This is a genomic window from Streptomyces sp. NPDC058663, from assembly GCF_042716745.1.
Taxonomy (GTDB): Bacteria; Actinomycetota; Actinomycetes; order Streptomycetales; family Streptomycetaceae; genus Streptomyces.
Genome location: NZ_JBHXRV010000056.1, coordinates 15,152 through 33,558, shown reverse-complemented (window position 1 = coordinate 33,558; position 18,407 = coordinate 15,152). Strand labels below are relative to the sequence as shown.

Sequence of the window (18,407 nt, the reverse complement as noted above, 5' to 3'; positions counted from 1 at the left end):
GTGAAGGGGCGGGGGTACGGTCGTGCCCGCCGCCCGGCGGTGCCCCGGCCGGCCCACGGATCGCGCGGGCCGCCACCGGGCTGTGCGGTGTCGAAAGGTTCCGGAACGACCGGGTCCGCAAGGACGCCGGCCACGGCTGGACGCGTACGTCCTCAGGTGCCTGGCCGAATGCCCGGCCGGAGGGGCCCGGACGAAGACGTCTAGCCGACGGGCAGCGCGGTCCGCAGCTCCCCGCACAGCGCGGCGAAGGCGTCCTGCGCCAGGTCGTCGTCGAGCACGGCGCGGTCCCACACCATCCGCAGCTGCACCTCGGGGCCCTGGACCACCGAGACGGCGAAGGGGGCGCGTACGGCCCGGCCGTCCACCTGCACCTCACGCCCGGTGGTGCCGCCCAGCCGCAGGGCAGGGCGGCGCCGGGCGTCGTCCACGGTCAGCAGCCCGTCCAGCTGCCCCGACCAGCGGGAGCCCGCCGCGCGGGCGGCGCGTACGACGTCGTCGAAGGGGGTGTCGGCCCGGTCCAGGTCGTCCCACCACTGGGTGGCGGTCAGTTCCGGAGCCGGCCTGAGGGCGTCGGTGGCGGCGGGGAAGGCCACCGTGTTGAGGAAGCAGCCGAGCACGGGTGCGGCGGCCGCAGGCCGTCCGCCCCACGGGTAGCCGACCGCCGGGACGTGCCCCGTGCCGTACAGCACCCGGGCCGCGGCCCGGCAGGCGTCGAGCAGCGAGGAGAACGGCAGCCCCGACTGGTCCGCGCGGAGCAGCGCGTCCGCCGCGCCCGTCGGGAGCACACGGCCGGCCGCGCGCCGCTCGGAAGGCTTCGGCGCCCGCTCGTGCACCGTACGCAGGCGCTCGCCCCAGTACGCGAGCGCGTCGGGGGAACTCGCCCGGTGCTCGGCGTCGAGCTGGAGCAGGACGGCCTCCCGGTAGGCGGCGAGTTCGGCGGCCACCTCGGCGGGCGACGCGTCGGCGGGGCCGAGCCGGTCCCGGTAGGCGGCGCCCAGCTCCTCGACGATGCGGGCGAGGGACTGGCCGTCGCAGGCGGCGTGGTCGAGTACGACCGCGAGCACCTCCTCCGCCGGACCCGCACGGTCCCCGCCGTCGCGCTGCGCGGAGAAGTCCGGCTGCGCGGGGAAGTCCGGCTGCGCGGGGAAGTCCGGCTGCGCGGGGAAGTCCCGCTGCTCGGGAAGGTCGCGCTGCTCGGGAAGGCCGCGGTGCTCGCGGAGGTCCCGCTGCTCGTGGAAGTCCCGGAACCCGGGGAGTTCCCGCTCCGCGTTCCCCCGCGCGAGGAACAGCCGCAGCGGCGGCCCTTCGGCGGACCATGCGCCCATCGTCCGGCGCAGCGCGTCGTGCACGTCCTCACCGGGGGCGCAACTCACCGTTTCCACGGGGATGCTGGGCTCCTCGGGACGCAGCACCGGGGTTCCCCGGACCACATGTGCCTGCGACCGCAGCGCGGGATGTATCGCGGCGATGTACTGCGCGGCGGCGCGCAGCCGCCCGGTGTCGACGGTGCCGCGCGGAAACGCGAAGAACATCGGGACGGTGTCGGGCCGTCCTGCCGGGTCCATGGCACGGACCAGGACGAAGCGGCGCTGGGCCCCGGTGACGGGCAGCAGCCCCGCCCCCCGGCCGTCCGTGCCGCCTTCGCCGGCTGCGGCGAGACGCTGATAACGGGTCAGGTACTGACCAGTGATGCTGGAGTGCACGTGATCCTCTCTCGGAGTGGGACCTGCGGAAAGAAACGGAATGCGCGGGGAAGGGGGAGGGGGGAGGGCGCAGCCGGGGGATGGCCGTCGCGGCGGTGGGCGACGGTCCGGCCGCACGTCAGTCGGAAGTGACGGGTTGCGCCACTGGCGCGTCCTCGGGGGCGGTGGCCGGCAGGTCCCGCATCTTCCGCAGCGGGGACAGGATCAGCGGCAGCGGTACGAGGAGGAAGCCGGCCGCGCACACCCACAGCGCGGACCGGGCGCCGAGGCCCTCCGCGACCGCCCCGCCGACGAGGGCGCCCAGCGGGAGGGTGCCCCACATCATGAACCGCAGGGTGGCGTTCATCCGGCCCAACAGCCTTGGCGGGCACAGCATTTGGCGGAAGCTCACCTGGGCGACGTTGTAGACGACCGCACCGAAGAAGACCACGCCGGACGCGACCGCGAACAGGGCGGCTCCCGCGTCCTTGCCGGACAGCGGCCACAGCAGTGCGAAGGGGCCGGTGACCAGCGGCGCGAGCCAGATGACCCGGGCCTGCCCGGTCTTCCGGGCGATGGGCCCCGCGCACAGTGCGCCGGCGAGCCCGCCCACGGCGGACGCCGACAGCATGAGCCCCAGGATGCCGGGCTGCAGGCCGAGCACCCGCACGAGGAAGACCGTCTGGGTCGCCATCAGGATCGCGCTGAAGAAGTTGCCCAGCGCGGTCGTGCCCGCGATGACCCGCAGCAGCGGATGGCCGAGCACGAAGCGCAGCCCCTCCGCGACGTCCTTGCGCAGCGACGCCCCGGGCACCGGCTCCGGCTTGCTCTCCGGCTTGCGGATCGCCATCAGGAACACTGCCGAGATGGCATAGCCGATCGCGTCGGCCACGATCGCGAGGTGCGCCCCGACGAGCTGCACCAGCCCGCCGCCGAGCCCGGGACCTGCCACCTGGGCGGACGAGCGGACCGTCTCCAGGGCTCCGTTGCCTGCCACCAGCTGTTCCCTGGGCAGCAGTTGGGGAAGATAGCTCTGGTGTGCCACGTCGAAGAAGACCGTGGCCACCCCGGTGATCAGCGCCACCACGTACAGCTGGCCCATCGTCAACACGCCGCCCACCGCGGCCAGCGGCACGCTCGCCATGGCGGCGGCACGGACCAGATCGGCCCGGATCATCAGCGCCCGCTTGCGCATCCGGTCCACCCAGGCGCCGGCCGGCAGCCCGATGAGCAGGAAGGCGGCGGTCTCGGCCGCGGTGAGCAGTCCCACCTGGAAGGCGGGGGCCTTCAGTTCGAGTACGGCCACGAGCGGCAGGGCGACCAGGGTGACTTGGGCGCCGACCTGCCCGGCCGCCGCTCCTGCCAGCAGCAGGCGGAAGTCACGCAGGCGGAGCAGGCCGCCGGAAGCGGCTCGTGGCGAGGAGGACATGCGCAAGACCTTCACCAAGCGAAGATCAAGAGTCAAAACAAAAGGGAGACTTCCAGTCGAATATCCGGCTGCTGCGCCCAAGTTCCGCAAATTTTATGGCAGATACGGGCGACCAGCAGATGAACTGCGTCTCCCCGAGGATGAGATGTGAGCAGACCTTCACTACTCCTGCCGGAGTTCACCGTGTGCGCGGACCCTCCCAGGTCACCGGCACGCACGTATGTCCGAAAACAGGCCCTCCAGACGGTACGACGTCCGCTCCGGGAACCCCAACCGCCATAGTCGCGTCCCGAGTTGACCGAACCGCCACCCTGTGTGGCGGTTCGAACCGTTCGGGACGGGGTGCGGACCCTGTATGCCCCTGTATGCCCCGGGGCGCCGCCGGTAACTGTGCCGACGGCGCCCCGGTCGCTCCGGCGGGTGCCGCTCAGCGGGTGGGGCCGTTCCGGTCGTCACCCTCGTGCGGGTGCGTCGACTCGTCCGGGCTCTGCCAGGAATCGGCGCCCGCCTGCGGGTGGTGGGGAAGATCCGTCCGCTGGCGGGAGACGCGCCTGCTGCCCCACCAGAAGGCGATGAGCAGGACGAGGGCGATGAGGACGCCGATCACCAGGATCCACAGCACGGGGGACCCCTCTACGGCGAGTGGGCTGAGGACTTCACGGCTCGGAATGTTCACCCAGTGCGCCTACCACCGGGAGGGGCCCGGCTACCGCTCATCGTCCGCTGCCCCCCGGATGGCGCACCCTCCACCCGCGTGGCAGGCCCGTCCGGGGCGCCGGCTCCTGTGCCGTTGGTCCGGACGGGGCTCCGGCTCCTGTGCCGTCGGCCCCGCACCCCGGGTGCGATGTTACCTGTGAGTTCCGCACGGGTGGATGGTGACAGCTGTGACTGTCCGGGCCCTCCGCCGCGTGACAGATTCGGTGCGTTGTCAGGGCCACACCGAGCACGGGGAAGCGAGGGAGGGCGCGTGAACAAGGGATACGCCGTCTTCTGCGACGCGGACCGGCACTTCTACGACGCGCCTCACCGGGCCGACACCACCCCGGCACGTCACGGTGCGCCCGGCGAAGCCGGACCGCAGCACGCCCCCGCAGCAGCCGAGGGCCGGCGCGGACTGTACGCCGCCGCCCTGCTCCCGGTGCCCGAGGGCTGGCAGCGGCACCGCTCGGGGGACTGGCTCGCACTGCGTCCCGTGGACGGCCGGCTGCCCTCCCAGGGCTGGAAGATCCATGTCTCGGCCTGTCTGGACAACGCCGAATCGGTGCTGGCCCGGGTCATGGACTACTGCGTGCCGCGCAACATCGCCTTCAAGTTCGTACCGAGCCGGTACCTGCTGCACACCCGCAACGCCAAGTACGCCGACCGCACCGCCAGTGGCAAGTTCGTCACCGTCTACCCGGCCGACGACACCCAGTGCCGGAGCATCGCGGCCGACCTCGACGCGCTGCTGGCCGGTGAGGAGGGACCGTACATCCTCAGCGATCTGCGCTGGGGAGCCGGCCCCGTACACCTGCGGTACGGCAGCTTCACCCGGCGGCACTGCTACGACGAACAGGGCACCCTGCAACCCGCGTTGGAGGCTCCCGACGGCACCCTGGTGCCCGACGTGCGCGGCCCCTCCTTCCGCACCCCGGACTGGGTGACCACGCCGGAATGGCTGCGTCCGCATCTGGCGGCGCGGTCGGCGGCGAGCGTCGCCGACCTCCCGTACACGATCGAAAAGGCCCTGCACTTCTCCAACGGGGGCGGGGTCTACCTCGGCAGGGACACCAGGACCGGGACGCAGGTCGTCCTGAAGGAAGCCAGGCCGCACGCGGGGCTGGCGGCCGACGGGGCGGACGCGGTCGCCCGTCTCCAGCGCGAACGCCAGGCACTGGAGAAACTGTCGGGACTGGGCTGCACACCCGAGGTGCTGGACACCTTCGTCCTCGGCGAACACCACTTCCTGGTGATGGAATTCATCGAGGGTAAACCCCTCAACTCCTTCTTCGCCCGCCGCCACCCGCTGATCGAGGCGGATCCGGCACCCGAGCGGCTGGCCGAGTACACCCGGTGGGCGCTGCGCATCCACGGTCTCGTCGAGGAGGCGGTGGCCGCCGTGCACGGGCGCGGGATCGTCTTCAACGACCTGCACCTGTTCAACGTGATGGTCACCGAGGACGAGTCGAAGGTCGTACTGCTGGACTTCGAGGCCGCCCTGCCCGGCGCCGAGAACCGGCGGCAGACCGTCGCCAACCCGGCCTTCGTGGCCCCCGCCGACCGGCGCGGCTTCGACGTCGACCGGTACGCGCTGGCCTGCCTGCGCCTCTCCCTCTTCATACCCCTGACCAGCCTCCTCGCCCTGGACCGTGCCAAGGCGGCGCACCTGGCGGAGATCGCGGCGGGCCAGTTCCCGGTCGCTGAATCCTTCCTGCGGGAAGCAGTGACGGAGATCCTGCGGGAGCCCGGGCCGGAGACCGGGCGGGAGCCGGAGGCCGAAGCCGTGCCGGAGCCGGTGGTGCAGGGCAGGACCCCGCTCGACCGAGCTGCGCACGCCGGGAGTGCGTCCGGCCGCGGGCCCTACCTTCCCGTGCAGCCCGGGGACTGGCCGCGCAGCCGCGACTCCCTGGCCGGCGCGATCCTCGCCTCCGCCACGCCTGGCCGCGAGGACCGGTGCTTCCCCGGCGACATCGCGCAGTTCGGCACGGCGGGCGGCGGACAGAGCTTCGGGTACGGGACGGCGGGCGTGCTGTACGCGCTGCACGCCAGTGGCGCCGGGCGCTACGAGGCGGGCGAGGAATGGCTGCTCGCCCGCACCAAGGAACCCGCCTCGGGCACCCCGCTCGGCTTCTACGACGGCCTCTCCGGCCTCGCCTGGACCCTGGACCTGCTCGGTCACCGTGCCCGCGCCCTGGAACTCGCCGAACTCGCCCTCGCCCAGCCCTGGGAGGACCTCTCCCCGGACCTGCACAGCGGCCTCGCCGGATTCGGACTCGCCCTCGACGCACTCGGTGCCTCCACCGGCGAGCCCGCGCTGCACGACGCGGCGCTGCGCTGCGCCGAGCTGATCGCCCGTCCCCGGCCCGAACCGGCCAGGGCAGGGCTGCTGCACGGGAACAGCGGCGGCGCACTCCTCCTCCTGCGGCTGTACGAGCGCACCGGGGACACCGCCCTGCTCGACCACGCCGCGAACGCGCTCCGCCGCGACCTGGCGCGCTGCGTACGCGGTGCCGGCGGCGCGCTCCAGGTGAACGAGGGCTGGCGCACCATGCCCTACCTCGGCGCGGGCAGCGTCGGCATCGGGATGGTGCTCGACGACTTCGCCGCGCTGCGGCCCGCCGCCCACGGGTCCGGCGCCGGGGACGCGGACTTCGAGGACTTCGAGCGGGCGCGGCGGGAGATCGTGGCCGCCGCCCAGGCGACCTTCTACGCGCAGCCGGCCCTGTTCCGGGGCGCCGCCGGCATGGTGCTGCACCTGAGCCGCACGACCGTGGGCGGCCCCGGCACCCGGCCCGCCGACGTACACCGGCAGATCGACGCGCTGGCCTGGCACGCCGTGCCCTACCAAGGCCGCCTCGCCTTTCCCGGCGAGCAGATGATGCGCCTTTCCATGGACTTGGCGACCGGCTCCGCCGGTTGCCTGCTGGCCCTGGCGGCCGCGTGCGACGAGACACCGGACGGCGCGCCGCCGTCCGGTGGGGAACCGTCCGGCGAGGGCGGGACGACCGCCGCGCAGCTGCCCTTCCTGCCGCCGCTCCGGCGGCCCACGAGCCGGCCCCTTCCCGGGGCCGTACAGAAACACACCGTCCCCAATGAGAGGAAACAACATGAGCGTTCTTGACCTCCAGTCGATGGAGACCCCCAAGGAAGAGGCGTTCGGCGACGTCGAGACCGGCAGCCGCGCGAGCCTGCTGCTCTGTGGTGACAGCAGCCTGAGCGTCACCACCTGTAACTAAGCGCCGACGCCCGCGCTGGGCGGACACCCGTACAGGGCGGACGCCCGCGGCCGGGCCCCGCACGGAACTTCTCCGTGCGGGGCCTGCGGCGTGCCCGGGCGGAACCCCTGCGCAACCATGCGGACCCACGGATGCGGCGGACGGAGGAAAGAGGGTGCGTACGTCCCCCACGAAGACGGCGGGTCCGAGCGGACCGCGTTCCGCGGCGCCCGGCGACCGGCTGCTGCTCACCATGGCCCGGCGCAACAAAGGCCGCGCGGCAGGGGTGTTCGCGACGTCCGCGCTCGGCGCCGGGGCGGCCGTGGCGCTGCCCGCCGTGGTCGGGCGCACCCTTGACCTGCTGCTGGCCCGCGACCCGGCGGCCGGACGGTGGCTCGCGCTCTGTGCCGTACTGGTGGCCGCCGAAGTACTGCTGGAGGCCACGGAAGCCCTGTTCACCGGCACCGCGCAGGCCCGCTCGACGGCGTGGCTGCGCACGCGCGGCATCACCCGGCTGCTCGCCGCCGCACCCCGGCCCGCCGCCGCCCGCTTCCCACCCGGCGATGCCGCGACCCGGCTGGCCGCGAACGCCACCGAGGCCGGGGCGGCGCCCGGGGCCGCCGCGGGCCTCCTCGCCGCCCTGCTCGCCCCCGCCGGTGCGCTGGCCGCGCTGGTGCTGGTGGATCCGTGGTGCGCCCTGGCCTTCGCGGCCGGACTGCCGCTGCTCCTGCTGGTGCTGCGCGCGTTCGCGGCCGGCTCCTCGGACAGCGTGGCCCGCTACCAGCAGGTGCAGTCCACGCTCGCCTCGCGGCTGGCCGAAGCCCTGGACGGTGCCCGCAGCATCGCCGCCGCGGGCACCGTCGCCCGTGACCGCGCCCGGATCCTCGCCCCGCTGCCCGAGCTGGGCGTCCAGGGAGAGCGCATGTGGAAGGTGCACGGCCGGGCCGTGGCCCGCAGCGGGGTACTCCTGCCGCTCCTCACCACGGCCGTGGTGGCGGTCGGCGGCTTCGGGGTGGTGGCGGGCCGGATGAGCGTCGGCGAACTCCTCGCCGCCTCCCGGTACGCGGCGCTCGCCGCGGGGATCGGCGCCGTGGCCGGACTCCTGGGCACGCTGGTGCGCAGCCGTACGGCCGGACGCCGGGCGGCACAGGTGCTGGGACTGCCCGAGGTGCCGTACGGCAGGCGGCGGCTCCCCGCGGCCGGGACGGCGGACGCCCCGGCGCCCGGCACCCTGGAGCTGCGCGGAGTGGGCCTCCTCCAGGACGGGAAACGTGTGCTCGGCGGGGTGGACCTGGTGGTGCCCGGGGGAACCACCGTGGCCGTCGTCGGCCGTTCGGGGGCGGGAAAATCCTCGCTGGCCGCGGTGGCGGGGCGGCTGTGCGACCCGGACGAAGGGGCCGTGCTGCTGGACGGAGTACCGCTGCCCGAGCTGCCCGAGGACGAGTTGCGGCGCTCGGTCGGGTACGCCTTCGAGCGGCCGGTGCTCTTCGGGGACTCGCTCGGCGCGGCGCTCGCGTCGGGTGCGCGGACCGCCTCGGCCGGGGAGGTGCGGGCGGCGGCGGTGTCCGCGGGGGCGGACGAGTTCGTGGTGCGGCTGCCCCGGGGCTACGACACCCCGCCCGACGAGGCGCCGTTCTCCGGAGGCGAGCTCCAACGCCTGGGACTGGCACGGGCGTTCGCGCACCCGGGCCGACTGCTGATCCTCGACGACGCCACCTCGAGCCTGGACTCGGCGACGGAACGCAGGGTCGAGGAGGCGCTCGCCCGGGACCTCGGCCCCCGCACCCGCCTGGTCGTCGCCCACCGGCTGTCGTCGGCGGCCCGGGCGGACGTGGTGCTGTGGCTTCAGGAGGGGCGGGTACGGGGAACCGGCACGCACCGCGACCTCTGGCGGCAGAGCGCCTACCGGGAGATCTTCGCGGCGGGAGGGGGAACGTGAGCCGGGACGCGAGGGGGCCGAAGGGTACGGGCGGGCAAGCGGGGAGTGCGGGTAGGGGCGGGGGAGAGGTGAGGGAGCGGGCGCCGGGGCGCCTCGCGGAGGCACGGCGCTTCTTCGGGCGGCGGCGCGGGGTGCTGCTGCGCCTCGCGGGATGGTCGCTGGTGGAGGCGGGTCAGACCTTCCTGGGCGGCTACTGCTTGGCGCAGGCGCTGGACCGGGGGTTCCTGGCGGGGCGGGGCGGCGTGGGAGCGGCCTGGCTGACGGTGGCGGCTCTGGCGATCCTTGCCGGCGGCCCGGTGGCGCGCGGGGTGTTCGCCCAGCTCGCCGCGCTGGTCGAACCGTTCCGGGACGGCCTGGTCCGCCGCGCCGTCGACCAGGCCCTGTGGCGGGCCACGGGGGGTGCGGGGGAGTCCGGCGTGGGGCAACCCGCTGGGGCGCCCGTGGCCTCCGGGCACTCCGAGGGCTCTCGGGGCTACGGGGGCTCCCGGGGCTCCAGGGGTTCAGCGGACTCCCGGGCTTCCGCGCGCTCCGGGGGTTTCAAGGGCTCTGGGGGCTCCGTGCGCTCCTGGAGCTCCGGGAGCGCGGTTTCGCGGCTGGCGCACCAGACCGAGATCGCCCGGGACAGTTTCGCCGGGCTGGTACTCACCGTGCGGTCGTTCGTGTTCACGGCGGTGGGAGCGCTGGGCGGGATGCTCGCGCTGGCTCCGGAGCTGCTGCTGGTCGCGCTGCCTCCGCTGGTGCTCGGGCTCGGGCTGTTCGGTGCGACGCTGCGTCCGATGGCCGCGGCCCAGCGGACCTTCCTCGACGCGGACGAGGAGTTCACCGAACGGGTACGGCACGCGGGCGCGGGCCTGCGCGACGTGGCCGCCTGCGGAGTGCGGGCGGAGGTCGGGGCCCATGCGGCCGAAGCGGCCCGGACCGCGCGCCGGGCCTCGTACGTGCTGGCCCGTTGGTCCGCCCTGCGCACGCTCGCCCTGGGCATCGCCGGCCAGCTCCCTCCGCTGCTCCTCCTCCTGGCGACCCCGTGGCTGCTGGACCGGGGGCTCACTGCCGGTGTCCTGACGGGCGCGCTGACCTACCTCGTACAGTCCCTGCTGCCCGCGCTGCACACGCTGATGACGGCACTGGGTGCGGCGGGCACGCGGTTGCTGGTGGTCCTGGAGAGGTTCGACAAGATCCCGGAGCAGGCGCCGCCACCCCTCCCCGAGCCCGAGCCCCGGCCCCGGCCGGACCGTAAGTCCGGAGCAGCGCCTGCCCCGGTCCCTCTGCCTGCCCCCGCCTCCGCGCCCGCGCCCATATCCGCATCCCTCCCCGCGCCGCCCGCCACCCCTCCCGCAGCCGAGCTGCGCGACGTCACGTTCGCGCACGGTCCCGGGGCAAGGCCCGTTCTGGACGGCCTCGAACTGGTTCTCGCGGCCGGTGAGCACCTCGCGGTGGTGGGGCCCAGCGGCATCGGCAAGTCCACGCTGGCCCTCGTGCTCGCCGGGCTGCTGCGGCCCGACCGGGGCGAGGCGTTTCTCGCGGGCCTGCCCGTCGAAGGGCGTACCCCCGTCGAACTGGCCCGCCTGCGCGCGGTCATCCCCCAGCAGGCGTACGTGTTCACCGCCACCGTCCGCGAGAACCTCACCCACCTCCACCCGGACGCGACCGCCGCTCAGGTCTCCGCCACGGTCGGCGCGCTCGGCCTCGGCCCCCTCGTCGCCCGCATCGGAGGGCTGGACGCACTCCTCATACCCGGACAGCTCTCGCAAGGAGAGCGACAGTTGATCGCGCTGGGGCGTGCGCATCTGGCACCGGCCCCGCTGCTCCTCCTGGACGAGGCCACCTGCCATCTCGACCCCGAGGCGGAGGAACGTGCCGAACTCGCCCTGGCCGCCCGGCCGGGCACCCTGGTAGTGGTGGCCCACCGGATGTCCTCGGCCCTGCGCGCGGACCGGATACTGGTGCTGGACGGCACCGTCGCCCGGACCGGCACCCACGCGCAACTGCTGGAATCCTCCCCCCTGTACCGCGATCTGACCGGCCACTGGCACCGCAGGAGTGCCGAGAACGCCCTCGGCGGTGATGCGCCCGCCGTCACCTGAGGGCCTTCACATCCAGCCCGCCCCCCTGGCGATGCGTATCGCGTCCACCCGGTTGCGAGCACCCACCTTGCGGATGGCCGCCGCCAGATAGTTCCGGATGGTGCCCCGGGACAGGTGCAGGACATGGGCGATCTCCGCGACGGACGCACCCTGGGCCGCGATCGTGAGAACGCTCAACTCCCTGGGGGTGAGCGGTATTTCGGTGGCCCGCAGCAGACCGACCGCCAGGGATATGTCGACGTAGCGCTCGCCACGGGCGACCGTGCGTATGCCCTCCACCAGGCGGCTGGGCGGGCCCTGCCGGTCGACGTAGCCGAGCGCCCCCGCATCGAAGGCGCGTCTGAGGACGCCGGGCCGGTGGGCGGCGGCCAGGACGAGTAATCGGCTGCCGTCGGACGGCTTGGCGGCAGGCTTGGCCCCGGCCGTGGTCGGCACCAGCTCCTCCGCGTCGCTGATCCGGACCTGCGACCGGTACACCTGGTCGGGGCCCGCTTCCGCAGGTGCGCACGTCACGTCGAAACCCCCCTCCGCCCGCAACAGAGCCGTCAGCGCCGAGCCGAACAGGCCTGCCGCACACGCCACTTGCACTTGGATCACGCTGCGCTCCCTCACTGTGGGGTGCCAAGGGGACACCGCTGCACCAGTTCCCGAAGTTGGGGCGGAATACCGCTCCCCGCCACAACTGGGGGGAGCACAGGGGGCTCGCGGGTCATCACTGTGCGCCACCGTGCGCCCTGGACAGGTGTGCGAGAGGGCGGGGCGCGTGCCCGCCCCTGGCAGGGCCCACGGGCCGGGGGTGGGCGGGCTGCCGTTCGCGCTGGGCTGGACGGCGAGGGTGCGGCTGCGGGGCCAGGGTGTGAACTGGCGGAGGCGCCCCGGACCGGGAGGTGTACCCGGAGCAGGGGTGAGCGGTCCATGGGGCCCGTCCGGACCGGAGGCGGTGAGACCCGCCCGTGTCACCCGTCCGGAACTCGCCCTTTGCATGACCATGCGAGATTGTGCATACTCTTCCTATGTCTAAGGTCCTCACTTCCCTTCCGGCCGGCGAGCGCGTCGGCATCGCCTTCTCCGGCGGTCTCGACACCTCCGTCGCCGTCGCCTGGATGCGCGACAAGGGTGCCGTCCCCTGCACCTACACCGCCGACATCGGCCAGTACGACGAGCCCGACATCGCCTCGGTGCCCGGCCGTGCCAAGGCCTACGGTGCCGAGGTCGCGCGCCTGGTCGACTGCCGGGCGGCGCTCGTCGAGGAAGGGCTGGCCGCACTGACCTGCGGCGCGTTCCACATCCGCTCCGGCGGCCGGGCGTACTTCAACACCACCCCGCTGGGCCGCGCCGTCACCGGCACCCTCCTGGTGCGGGCGATGCTGGAGGACAACGTCCAGATCTGGGGCGACGGCTCCACCTTCAAGGGCAACGACATCGAGCGGTTCTACCGCTACGGGCTGCTCGCCAACCCGCACCTGCGGATCTACAAGCCCTGGCTCGACGCGGACTTCGTCACCGAGCTCGGCGGCCGCAAGGAGATGTCGGAGTGGCTGCTCGCCCACGAGCTGCCGTACCGCGACAGCACGGAGAAGGCGTACTCCACCGACGCCAACATCTGGGGCGCCACCCACGAGGCCAAGACCCTGGAGCACCTGGACACCGGCGTCGAGACCGTCAACCCGATCATGGGCGTACGGTTCTGGGACCCGTCCGTCGAGATCGCCACCGAGGACGTGACGATCGGCTTCGACCAGGGCCGCCCGGTCACCATCAACGGCAAGGAGTTCGGCTCCTCCGTCGACCTGGTGATGGAGGCCAACTCCATCGGCGGCCGGCACGGCATGGGCATGTCGGACCAGATCGAGAACCGCATCATCGAGGCCAAGAGCCGGGGCATCTACGAGGCCCCCGGCATGGCCCTGCTGCACGCCGCGTACGAACGCCTCGTCAACGCCATCCACAACGAGGACACCCTCGCCCAGTACCACAACGAGGGCCGGCGGCTCGGCCGCCTCATGTACGAGGGCCGCTGGCTGGACCCGCAGGCGCTGATGGTCCGCGAGTCGCTGCAGCGCTGGGTCGGCGCGGCCGTCACCGGCGAGGTGACCCTGCGGCTGCGGCGCGGCGAGGACTACTCGATCCTCAACACCACTGGCCCCGCGTTCAGTTACCACCCGGACAAGCTGTCCATGGAGCGGACCGAGGACTCGGCGTTCGGCCCGGTGGACCGGATCGGCCAGCTCACCATGCGCAACCTCGACATCGCCGACTCCCGCGCCAAGCTGGAGCAGTACGCGGAGCTCGGCCTCATCGGCACCAGCAACCCCGCCATCGGTGCCGCCCAGGCGGCCGCGACCGGCCTGATCGGCAGCATGCCGGAGGGCGGCGCCGAAGCGATCGCCTCGCGCGGCGAGGTCTCCGACGACGACCAGATGCTGGACCGCGCCGCGATGGAGTTCGGCACCGACTAGACACTGAGCGGACGCGGACCTGGTGGGCGACGGGGACGTGGACGGATCCCGGGGCCGGAAGGTGGCTGCCGCCCCGGGGACGGAACGAGCGGAGGGCCTCCCGGTTGGCTGCCGGGAGGCCCTCCACTCGTATGCGCTCAGCCGGGTCCGCGCGTCACGCGGGCCGTGCGGGTGAGCCGGATCAGACGTTCGGCGCCTGGTTGCCGAAGGCCGGGTTCAGCAGGCCGATGACGTTCACCGAGTTGCCGCTCGCGTTCACGGGGACGTGGACCGGGACCTGGACCAGGTTGCCGGAGCCGACACCGGGGGAGTTGGTGGCCACGCCGTGGGCGTCCGCACCGCTGTGGGCGGCGGCGGCACCGGCACCCGCGGCGATCATGCCGCCGGCGATCATCGTGACGGCAACGGCCTTGTGGAGCTTGCTCATGGGGATGTTCCTCACTGGATATTCCTGCGGCCAGCCAGCCGCAGCACACAGGCAAGAACGGCCGAAGCACCCCGGAGGACACGCCGTTGAGTGACCGCCTTGAGGAAGGAGCTTCGGTCGACCGTCAACTGACCCTTTGTGGACGGTAGTTGCATGGAGCGGTGGCGCCCCGGTCGGCTGTCGGTGATCTGTTCGACCCTCCGGTTCCGTGCCGCTGCCGGTGCGCCGCCCCCGTGCCCGCACCCCCGTCCGGCCCGGCGCCCGGCGGTCCGGTTGTCGCACCCGACTTTCGGCCCCGTGATCCAGGTGGCGCAATACCGGTCGGCCGATTCCCCGGGCCGTGCCTACCGTGGCCGAATGACCGTCACCTCCGCGCCTGGCCACGCATCCTGGCGAGCCGTCACCACTGCGCTCGCCACGACCGCCGCCCTGCTGCTCCTGCTGCCGGCCTCCGGCGGGTTACTGGCGGCACCGGCAGCAGCCGCGCCCGCGCCCGCCCCTGCGTCCCTCGCTTCCGACGCCTCCGACGCTTCCGACACCTCCGGGACCTCCGCCGTGCTCGCCGGCCGTGCCGTGTCCGCTCTGGCCTGGATCGTCGCGGACGTACGTACCGGCGACGTCATCGCGGCGCACCGGCCGCACCGCAGGCTGCCGCCCGCCAGCACCCTCAAGGCACTGTTCGCCGTGACCGCCCTGCCCCGCGTTCCCGGCAGCGCCCTGCGCAGGGTCACCACGTCGGACCTGGCCGGGGTCGGCAGCGGCAGCAGCGTCGTCGGGGTCAGGGCGGGGCGGGTCTACCGGGCGGCCGACCTGTGGCGGGGCGCCTTCCTGCGGTCCGGCAACGACGCCGTGCACGTACTCGCGGCCATGAACGGCGGCTGGAAGTCCACCGTCGCCCAGATGCAGGCGAAGGCCCGCGCCCTGGGCGCCCGCGACACCCGGGTCGTCACCGCCGACGGCTACGACGCCAAGGGCCAGTACTCCTCCGCGTACGACCTGGCACTCATCGGCCGGGCCGGGCTGGAGAACGCCCAGTTCGAGAAGTTCGCCGCGACCGCCCGGGCCCGCTTCCCCAGCCGCACGCGCGCCGACGGCAGCCACCTCTCCTCGTATCCCATCCGCAACACCAACCGGCTGCTCACCGGCGCCGACGGCATCACCCGCTACCGCGGTCTGATCGGCATCAAGAACGGCTACACCAGCAAGGCGGGCAACACCCTCATCGCCGCCGCCAGGCGCGGCGACCGGACCCTGATCGTCACCGTCCTCAACCCTCAGCGGGGCGACGGCCTCACGGTCTACCGCGAGGCGCGCGCCCTCCTGGACTGGGGCTTCAGGTCGGTCGGCCGCGTCAGGGTCCTCGGTTCCCTCAACCAGCCGCGCCACTAGCGGGCGTGACGTGCGTCAGGCGGCGGCCCAGCGGACGGGGTGTGCAGCAAGCGGTGGCCCAGCGGCTGTGACGTGCGTCAGGCGGCGGCCTCCCCGTACGGGAACCGGGCGAGCGGGGCCTCGCCCCGGAAGAACGTCTTCGCGCGGATCATCGCCTCCTCGTCCTGCCGGATCTGTCCCGGCCGGGAGGCACTGCCGAGCAGCGCGCCGCCGAAGCCCATCCCCATGTACGCCGCCGTGTAGCGGAGGGTGGTGAGCATTCCCTCGGCCACTTCCGGCTCGCGGTGCGCCATGGCCGACACCGCCCACAGCCGGCGGCCCGCCATCCGTGCCTTGAAGTCCGAGCCGGGCGCGGTGAGCCAGCCCGACCAGTAGTCGAGGTAGCGCTTGGTCTGCGCGGAGACGGTGTACCAGTACAGGGGCGAGGCGATGACGACATCGGTTGCCGCGAGGGTGGCCTCCCGCAGCATCTCCTCGGACTCCCCGGCGGTCCAGGTGCCGGTGTCGTGCCGGCCGTCCTGGAAGTCCGGCAGCGGGATCCGGTTGAGGTCCACCCAGTTCTGGGTGTATCCGGCGGGCAGTTGTGCGGCGGCCGCCCGGGAGAGGATCTCGGTGTTGGCGTCGGCGCGCGAGCTGCCGAGAACGAAGAGGAAGGAACGGCCGGGCCTGTCGTCAGTGGTCATGGTCCTGGTAACTGCCGTGCCCGCGGGGCGTATTCCGCCGTCCGCCTCCCGGATGCCGGCTACCGGGCCTGCCGCTCCCAGAGGCCGTGCAGATGTGCGTGGAGTACGTCCTGGGCCTGGGGCGCGGTCAGATGGCCGACGAGGACGTGGGTGGTGAGGCCGTCCGCGAGGGCAAGGAGGGTGCGGGCCCGCAGCCGCGGGTCCGCTTCCCCGGGTCCGGAGTCGGCTCCGGTTCTGGCTCCGGTTCCGGTTCTGGGGTCGGTTCCGGTTCCGGGGTCGGGGTCGGTCCCGGCACCGGACCCCGGTCCGGTTCCGAGGTCGCTCCCCGTTCCGGGTTCTGTTCCGGCCCCGCTCCCGGCTCCGGAACCTTCCCGCGTGCCCGCTTCCGGAATTCCCGTCGCCTGCTCCACCAGACGGGTGAACATCTCCTCCAGGTCCGCGTAATTCGCCCGCAGCGACTTGGCGAGCGGTTCGCTGACCGCCGCCTGGGCCACGAAGGCGAGCCAGACCCTGGCTTCGGCCCGGTGCTCCGCACGCAGCAGCGACACCTCGGTGACCGCGTGGCCCAGCGCCGTCCCCGCCGACTGGGCCGGACTCCGTACGACGCTCGCCCGCACCCGCTCACCGATCCGCTCGCCGACGTGCCCGAGTGCGAAGACGAGCATTTCCTCCTTCGTGCGGAAACAGCGCTGGACGGCACCCATCGACACCTCGGCCGCCGACGCGACGTCGCGCAGGGTCACCCCCTCCAGCCCGCGCTCGTCGGCGAGCCGGCAGACGGCCTCGGCGATGAGACGGCGCCGCCCCGCGTGATCCACCTGCTTGGGCATGCCCGGTCGCCTTCCTGGAGTACGGGGTGCTGCTCGGTCCCACACTTTATCCGATGCGCTCGTATCGGATACCGGGGTGCGGTGGCACGTACCGATGCAAGCGCATCACTACGTGAGGAGAGAGGCGGGACCATGCACGACGACGCCCTGTGGAAGATGCCGGCGGCCGAGCAGGCGAAGGCGGTGCGCGGCGGGGAGGTGTCGGCAGCCGAGCTGATCGACAGCCACCTCGACCGGATCGCCGAGGTCAACCCCCGGGTCAACGCGGTCACCCAGCTCCTGGCCGGGCGCGCCCGGGAGGCCGCGGCGGCGACGGACCGCTGCCGGGCCGCGGGCGAGGAGCTGGGGCCGCTCGCCGGGGTGCCGTTCACGGTGAAGGAGAGCACCCCCGTCGAAGGCGTGGCGACGACCTTCGGCGTGCCCCGGTTCCGCGGCCTGGTGGCGGCGGCCGACGCGCCCCCGGTGGCCAGGCTGCGGGCCGCCGGGGCCATCCCCGTCGGGCACTCCAACCTCCCCACCCTGATCCTCGCGGGCATGCACACCCGCAGCGAGCTGTACGGCGACACGGTCAACCCGTGGGACGCGAGCCTGACGCCCGGCGGCACCAGCGGAGGCGACGCGGTGGCCGTCGCCACCGGCATGGCGGCGCTCGGCCTCGGCAACGACTCCGGCGGTTCGGTGCGCATCCCGGCCCAGTTCTGCGGGGTGGCCGCGCTGAAGCCGACCACCGGACGCTTCCCCGCCGACCACCGTGTACTGGGCCCCGAAGACCCCGGGCCTGCCTCCCAGATCCTGGTCGTGGACGGCCCGTTGGCCCGCACCGTCGCCGATCTCCGGCTGGCGTACGAGGTCCTGGCCGGCACCGACCCCCGCGACCCCCGCGCCGTGCCCGTACCGCTGTACGGGGATCCGCTGCCGGGTCCGGTGAAGGTCGCCGTCGTGGCGGACCCGGGCGGGCAGGGCGTCCACCCCACGGTGCGCGCGGCCGTCGAGCGGGCCGCTGACGCGCTGCGGGACGCCGGGTACCAGGTGTGCGAGGTGCCCGACGTGCCGCGGCTCGCGGAGGCGCTCGACGCGTACGGGCGGATCACCCTGACCGAGTTCGCCCCGAGCTGGCCGGCGGTACGCACCCTGCTCGGCGAGGGCGGTGACCGGTACATCGCGATGGCCATGGAACGGACCCGTCCTGCCGACGCGGACGAGCTGGTGAAACTGATGGGGAGCTGGCTGAACATCCGCCGCTCCTGGGCCGAATTCCTGGACGCCTACCCGCTGTTGCTCGGCCCCTCCTTCACCGAGCCGCCCGTCGAACCGGGGCTCGAGTCACGGGACCCGGCGGGCCGGGACCGGGTCGCCTCCGCGATGCGGCTGTGCAGCGCGACCAGCTTCGTCGGGGTGCCGGCGGTGGCCGTGCCGACCGGGACCGCCGACGGGCTGCCCACCGGCGTGCAGATCGTCGGACGGGCGTTCCGCGAGGACCTGTGCCTGGACGCGGCCCAGGCCGTCGAGGACCGGCTGGGGGTGCTCGCGCCACTGGACCCGCGCGGCTGAGGCGGGGCGAACACCGGCAC

General features: G+C 73.6%; 14 protein-coding genes. 7 read left to right on the top strand and 7 right to left on the bottom strand.

The genetic code is table 11. From position 1 onward, the window contains the following. Window positions 1-200: 200 nt before the first annotated feature. The 3 genes from ACFWVV_RS31780 to ACFWVV_RS31770 all read right to left on the bottom strand — a co-directional run bounded on the left by ACFWVV_RS31780 (window position 201) and on the right by ACFWVV_RS31770 (window position 3,787). Window positions 201-1,703, bottom strand: coding sequence for a non-ribosomal peptide synthetase (locus ACFWVV_RS31780; RefSeq protein WP_384345458.1), 1,503 nt, complete (start codon window positions 1,701-1,703; stop codon window positions 201-203). Between the two features lie 118 nt (window positions 1,704-1,821). Then, the gene (locus ACFWVV_RS31775) at window positions 1,822-3,111 is read right to left on the bottom strand and encodes an MFS transporter (RefSeq protein WP_384345455.1); all 1,290 of its coding nucleotides are present in this window, start codon (window positions 3,109-3,111) and stop codon (window positions 1,822-1,824) included. 427 nt (window positions 3,112-3,538) lie between these two features. Then, on the bottom strand, window positions 3,539-3,787 hold the full coding sequence (locus ACFWVV_RS31770; protein ID WP_384345452.1) for a DUF6479 family protein: 249 nt from the start codon (window positions 3,785-3,787) through the stop codon (window positions 3,539-3,541). A gap of 291 nt (window positions 3,788-4,078) precedes the next feature. On the opposite strand from ACFWVV_RS31770, the gene lanKC reads away from it, so the two are divergent. From lanKC to ACFWVV_RS31750, 4 genes are all read left to right on the top strand, one after another. After that, window positions 4,079-6,931, top strand: a complete 2,853-nt coding sequence (gene lanKC, locus ACFWVV_RS31765; RefSeq protein WP_384345449.1) for a class III lanthionine synthetase LanKC — start codon at window positions 4,079-4,081, stop codon at window positions 6,929-6,931. Beyond that, a complete protein-coding gene (locus ACFWVV_RS31760; protein WP_384345446.1) occupies window positions 6,918-7,046 on the top strand; it encodes a SapB/AmfS family lanthipeptide in 129 nt (42 codons plus the stop codon). The genes lanKC and ACFWVV_RS31760 overlap by 14 nt, the downstream gene beginning before the upstream one ends. A 154-nt stretch (window positions 7,047-7,200) precedes the next feature. Beyond that, window positions 7,201-8,964: an ATP-binding cassette domain-containing protein gene (locus ACFWVV_RS31755; protein WP_384345443.1), complete on the top strand. Its 1,764-nt coding sequence runs from the start codon at window positions 7,201-7,203 to the stop codon at window positions 8,962-8,964. Window positions 8,965-9,032: 68 nt separating this feature from the next. Further along, window positions 9,033-11,048 carry an ATP-binding cassette domain-containing protein gene (locus ACFWVV_RS31750; protein WP_384345440.1) on the top strand — a complete coding sequence of 672 codons (2,016 nt, stop codon included), beginning with the start codon at window positions 9,033-9,035 and terminating at the stop codon, window positions 11,046-11,048. Window positions 11,049-11,054: 6 nt separating this feature from the next. Here the strand turns inward: ACFWVV_RS31750 and ACFWVV_RS31745 are convergent, their stop codons facing one another. Then, entirely contained in the window at window positions 11,055-11,645 is a 591-nt protein-coding gene (locus ACFWVV_RS31745) for a DNA-binding response regulator (protein WP_384345437.1), read from the bottom strand. 416 nt (window positions 11,646-12,061) lie between these two features. Here ACFWVV_RS31745 and argG point away from each other — a divergent pair, with 416 nt between their 5' ends. After that, the gene (gene argG, locus ACFWVV_RS31740) at window positions 12,062-13,507 is read left to right on the top strand and encodes an argininosuccinate synthase (RefSeq protein ID WP_384345434.1); all 1,446 of its coding nucleotides are present in this window, start codon (window positions 12,062-12,064) and stop codon (window positions 13,505-13,507) included. Between the two features lie 181 nt (window positions 13,508-13,688). Here argG and ACFWVV_RS31735 read toward each other — a convergent pair whose 3' ends face one another. After that, the gene (locus ACFWVV_RS31735; RefSeq protein ID WP_384345431.1) at window positions 13,689-13,934 is read right to left on the bottom strand and encodes a chaplin; all 246 of its coding nucleotides are present in this window, start codon (window positions 13,932-13,934) and stop codon (window positions 13,689-13,691) included. Between the two features lie 357 nt (window positions 13,935-14,291). Here ACFWVV_RS31735 and ACFWVV_RS31730 point away from each other — a divergent pair, with 357 nt between their 5' ends. Continuing rightward, on the top strand, window positions 14,292-15,323 hold the full coding sequence (locus ACFWVV_RS31730; protein ID WP_384345429.1) for a D-alanyl-D-alanine carboxypeptidase family protein: 1,032 nt from the start codon (window positions 14,292-14,294) through the stop codon (window positions 15,321-15,323). 77 nt (window positions 15,324-15,400) lie between these two features. On the opposite strand, the gene ACFWVV_RS31725 is transcribed toward ACFWVV_RS31730, so the two are convergent. After that, a complete protein-coding gene (locus ACFWVV_RS31725; RefSeq protein ID WP_384345426.1) occupies window positions 15,401-16,006 on the bottom strand; it encodes a flavodoxin family protein in 606 nt (201 codons plus the stop codon). Window positions 16,007-16,065: 59 nt separating this feature from the next. Beyond that, entirely contained in the window at window positions 16,066-16,836 is a 771-nt protein-coding gene (locus ACFWVV_RS31720) for a TetR family transcriptional regulator C-terminal domain-containing protein (RefSeq protein ID WP_384345424.1), read from the bottom strand. Between the two features lie 132 nt (window positions 16,837-16,968). Between ACFWVV_RS31720 and ACFWVV_RS31715 the strand changes: the two genes are divergently transcribed. Next, a complete protein-coding gene (locus ACFWVV_RS31715) occupies window positions 16,969-18,387 on the top strand; it encodes an amidase (RefSeq protein WP_384345421.1) in 1,419 nt (472 codons plus the stop codon). Window positions 18,388-18,407: the final 20 nt, after the last annotated feature.

Coding starts and splice junctions, on each gene's coding strand:
- ACFWVV_RS31730 (WP_384345429.1), top strand. CDS start 14,292: ATGACCGTCACCTCCGCGCCTGGCCACGCATCCTGGCGAGCCGTCACC.
- ACFWVV_RS31715 (WP_384345421.1), top strand. CDS start 16,969: ATGCACGACGACGCCCTGTGGAAGATGCCGGCGGCCGAGCAGGCGAAG.
- ACFWVV_RS31720 (WP_384345424.1), bottom strand. CDS start 16,836: ATGCCCAAGCAGGTGGATCACGCGGGGCGGCGCCGTCTCATCGCCGAG.
- ACFWVV_RS31775 (WP_384345455.1), bottom strand. CDS start 3,111: ATGTCCTCCTCGCCACGAGCCGCTTCCGGCGGCCTGCTCCGCCTGCGT.
- argG (WP_384345434.1), top strand. CDS start 12,062: ATGTCTAAGGTCCTCACTTCCCTTCCGGCCGGCGAGCGCGTCGGCATC.
- ACFWVV_RS31735 (WP_384345431.1), bottom strand. CDS start 13,934: ATGAGCAAGCTCCACAAGGCCGTTGCCGTCACGATGATCGCCGGCGGC.
- ACFWVV_RS31760 (WP_384345446.1), top strand. CDS start 6,918: ATGAGCGTTCTTGACCTCCAGTCGATGGAGACCCCCAAGGAAGAGGCG.
- ACFWVV_RS31725 (WP_384345426.1), bottom strand. CDS start 16,006: ATGACCACTGACGACAGGCCCGGCCGTTCCTTCCTCTTCGTTCTCGGC.